This window comes from Paraburkholderia sp. SG-MS1, assembly GCF_012275575.1.
In the GTDB taxonomy this organism is placed as follows: domain Bacteria; phylum Pseudomonadota; class Gammaproteobacteria; order Burkholderiales; family Burkholderiaceae; genus Paraburkholderia.
Genome location: NZ_NPIH01000181.1, coordinates 1 through 3534, shown reverse-complemented (window position 1 = coordinate 3534; position 3534 = coordinate 1). Strand labels below are relative to the sequence as shown.

Genomic DNA, 3534 nt, shown 5'->3' with positions numbered 1-3534 from the left:
TGTTCGGCGTGGCGCTGATGGTCGGCGCGCTGTTTGCGGCGCGTCTGCCGACGCATTGGGATAACCGCACGCTGCTCGCCGGCAGCTATGTGCTGCAAGCGTGTGGCATCGCACTGGGGATCGTCTGGCCGACGGCGGGTGGCTTTTCTCTGGGCAGCATCCTGATCGGCCTGCCGTTCACCGCGATTACGCTGTTCGCCATGCGCGAGGCGCGGCGTCTGCGCGGCGACGAGGCAGCCGGACTGATGGGGTATGCGACGGCGGCCTACGGTATCGGTCAGATCGTCGGCCCGCTGGTTGCCGCGCCGATCGCCGGGCACACGGGATCGTTCTCGCCGGCGCTCTGGCTGGCGGCCGGCGCGCTGCTGTTCGGCGCGGCGGGTCTGGTCGTGGTGGCGCGCGTGCCGCGTGGCCGAGGCCGGGGGCGAATGCCGGACTGCGATTGCAATTAGCGGTCGCGGAGCTGCCCGGCCCAACGCGCAAGCGGGCAACAAATAACGCGCCGCCGCACTAAAATGACCGCTTTCCGTCATTGCCGCGCCCGTCGCCAGGCGCCCCGCCTCCCATGCAACATTTCGCGTCAGACAACTACGCCGGCATCTGTCCCGAAGCGCTCGACGCGCTGATCGCCGCCAACAACAGCGGTCACGAGCCGGCCTACGGCGACGACTCCTGGACCAACCAGGTCTGCGACCGTCTGCGTGAGCTGTTTCAGACCGATTGCGAAGTCTTCTTCGTGTTCAACGGCACGGCGGCCAATTCGCTGGCGCTCGCGTCGCTGTGTCAGTCGTATCACTCGGTGATCTGCCACGAACTCGCGCACATCGAAACCGACGAATGCGGCGGTCCGGAATTCTTCTCGGGCGGCTCGAAGCTGCTGACCGCGCCGGGCATCGGCGGCAAGCTCACAGCGGATGCGATCGAGGCGGTCGTCACGCGCCGCGCCGATATCCATTACCCGAAGCCGAAGGTCGTCACGCTCACGCAATCGACGGAAGTCGGCACTGTCTACAGCGTCGAGGAAGTGCGGGCGATCGCGGCGATCGCCAAACGGCGTCATCTGAAAGTGCATATGGACGGCGCGCGTTTCGCCAATGCGGTCGCGGCGCTGGACGTGCATCCGTCGGAGATCACGTGGCGCGCGGGCGTCGACGTGCTGTGTTTCGGTGGCACCAAGAACGGTTTGCCGGTCGGCGAGGCGGTGGTGTTCTTCGACCGCGCGCTCGCCGACGATTTCGCCTACCGCCTGAAGCAGGCGGGCCAACTGGCGTCGAAGATGCGCTTCATCTCGGCGCCGTGGCTCGGCCTGCTCGACAACGACGTCTGGTTGCGCAATGCGCGCCACGCGAATGCGATGGCCGAATTGCTGCAGACGCGGTTGCGGGAAATTCCGGGCGTGAGCATCATGTTCGAGCGTGAATCGAACGCGGTCTTCGCGCAACTGCCCGCTCAAGCCGCGAAGGCGATGCGCGCGCGCGGCTGGAAGTTCTACGAGTTCATCGGTGCGGGCGGTTGCCGGTTGATGTGCGCGTGGGACACGCAGCCGGAGACGGTCGAGCGGTTCGCCGCCGAAGTGCGCGAGCTGTGCGTGGCGTGAACGGGTGGCGACGCGGTGAGTGGCCGGGGCCGAGCACGACACCGCGCGCAAGACACAGCCGAACACAGCCGAACACAGCCGGACGCGGCCAGACAAAACAGACACACGCCAGAAGAGACACCTCACGCCATGACCGAATACCGATTTTGTCCCCGCTGTGCAACCCCGCTGGCCGAGCGCGCCGATCCCGCGCACGAAGGCGGCCGCATCCGTCAGAGCTGCCCCGATACCGCATGCGGCTACGTCCACTGGGACAATCCGCTGCCGGTGGTGGCAGCGATCGTCGAATACGAAGGCAAGATTCTGCTCGCGCGCAATGCCGCGTGGGCCGAGGGCATGTTCGCGCTGATCACCGGCTTCCTCGAAAACGGCGAGACGCCGGAACAGGGCATCGCCCGCGAGGTGTTCGAAGAGACCTCGCTGCATACGGAGACGGTCGAGCTGATCGGCGTTTATGAATTCATCCGCAAGAACGAACTGATCATCGCGTATCACGTGAAGGCGTATGGAACCATCGCGCTGTCGCCCGAGTTGCTCGAATACCGGCTGGTCGAGCCGGCGAAATTGCGGCCATGGCGCGCGGGCACCGGGCAGGCGCTCGGAGAATGGATGCGACGGCGCGGCTTGCCGTTCGAGTTCGTCGAGAGGCCGGGGCAATAGGCGATGCAATAAGCGATGCAATCAGCGCGGCCATCCACGCCGACGACCGCTGCCGCCGCACGTCGCCCCAGGCGCTTCGCCCAAGGCGCTTCGCCGCCATCACCGACCGCATAACTGCCACCCACACGCCCAAATGAACAAACCCGCTCCCGCCGCCCGCTCCACGTACCCGCATTTCCTGCCGATCACCACCCGCTGGATGGACAACGACGTCTACGGCCACGTGAACAACGTCGTCTACTACAGCTACTTCGACACCGTGGTGAACGAGTATCTGATCCGCGCGGGCGTGCTCGACTTCGAACAGGGCGTGACGATCGGACTCGTGGTCGAAACGCATTGCAGCTACTTCGCGCCGCTGGTGTTTCCCGAGCGCGTCGAGGCTGGCTTGCGGGTGACGCGCCTTGGCACGTCGAGCGTGCGCTACGAAGTGGGGCTCTTCAAGGACGGCGACGCGCAGCCCGCCGCGCAAGGCCATTTCGTGCACGTCTACGTGGACCGCGTCACGCGGCGTCCCGTGAATCTGCCCGCCGATCTGCGCGCGGCGCTCGAACCGCTTTGCGCCGCCGCGCGGATGGACCAGACGGACTAGCCGCGTGCAGTCGTTCATCATCAATCTGCTCAACGGCGTCAGCTACGGCCTGCTGCTGTTCATGCTGTCGGCCGGGCTGACGCTGATCTTCAGCATGCTCGGCGTGCTGAACTTCGCGCATGCGAGCTTCTACATGCTCGGTGCGTACGTCGGTTTCTCGGTGACGGCGCGCGCGGGGTTCTGGAGCGCGCTCGTGATCGCGCCGCTCGTGGTCGGCCTCGTCGGCGCGGCGTTGGAGCGCTGGCTGTTGCGACGCGTGCGCGTGCACGGCCATCTGCCCGAACTGCTGCTGACGTTCGGGGCCGCGTATCTGCTCGGCGAACTGGTCAAGCTCGGCTGGGGCCTCAACCCGCTCTCCGCGACGGTGCCGCCCGCGCTCGACGGCCCGCTGTTCACCCTCTATGGCGCGGCGTTCGCGCGTTACCGGGCGTTCATGATGGCGGTCTCGCTGGCGATGCTGGCGGTGCTGTACGCGGTATTGCGCGTGTCGAAGGCGGGCCTGATCGTGCGCGCGGCGCTCACTCACGCGAGCGCCGTCGAAGCGCTCGGGCACAACGTCCCGCGCGTATTCACCGGCGTGTTCGCCGCCGGCACGGCGCTCGCCGCGCTGGCCGGCGTGATCGGCGCGCCGCTCTTCGTCATCGAACCGGCGATGGCGGAGTCGCTCGGTTCGATCGTCTTCGTG

The 3534-nt window shown here is 66.8% G+C and carries 5 protein-coding genes; all 5 read left to right on the top strand.

Annotated elements, in window-relative coordinates:
- Positions 1-452: YbfB/YjiJ family MFS transporter (locus CIC12_RS14095; protein ID WP_168664715.1), on the top strand; the 452-nt coding region annotated here is incomplete at its 5' end.
- 113 nt (positions 453-565) lie between these two features.
- Entirely contained in the window at positions 566-1597 is a 1032-nt protein-coding gene (locus CIC12_RS14090) for a threonine aldolase family protein (protein WP_168664714.1), read from the top strand.
- 129 nt (positions 1598-1726) lie between these two features.
- A complete protein-coding gene (locus tag CIC12_RS14085) occupies positions 1727-2257 on the top strand; it encodes an NUDIX domain-containing protein (RefSeq protein ID WP_168664713.1) in 531 nt (176 codons plus the stop codon).
- Between the two features lie 133 nt (positions 2258-2390).
- Positions 2391-2849: an acyl-CoA thioesterase gene (locus CIC12_RS14080; protein ID WP_168664712.1), complete on the top strand. Its 459-nt coding sequence runs from the start codon at positions 2391-2393 to the stop codon at positions 2847-2849.
- A 4-nt stretch (positions 2850-2853) separates the two neighbouring features.
- Positions 2854-3534, top strand: a 681-nt coding sequence (locus CIC12_RS14075; protein WP_168664711.1) for an ABC transporter permease subunit, incomplete at its 3' end; no start/stop codon positions are given.

Coding starts and splice junctions, on each gene's coding strand:
- CIC12_RS14085 (WP_168664713.1), top strand. CDS start 1,727: ATGACCGAATACCGATTTTGTCCCCGCTGTGCAACCCCGCTGGCCGAG.
- CIC12_RS14080 (WP_168664712.1), top strand. CDS start 2,391: ATGAACAAACCCGCTCCCGCCGCCCGCTCCACGTACCCGCATTTCCTG.
- CIC12_RS14090 (WP_168664714.1), top strand. CDS start 566: ATGCAACATTTCGCGTCAGACAACTACGCCGGCATCTGTCCCGAAGCG.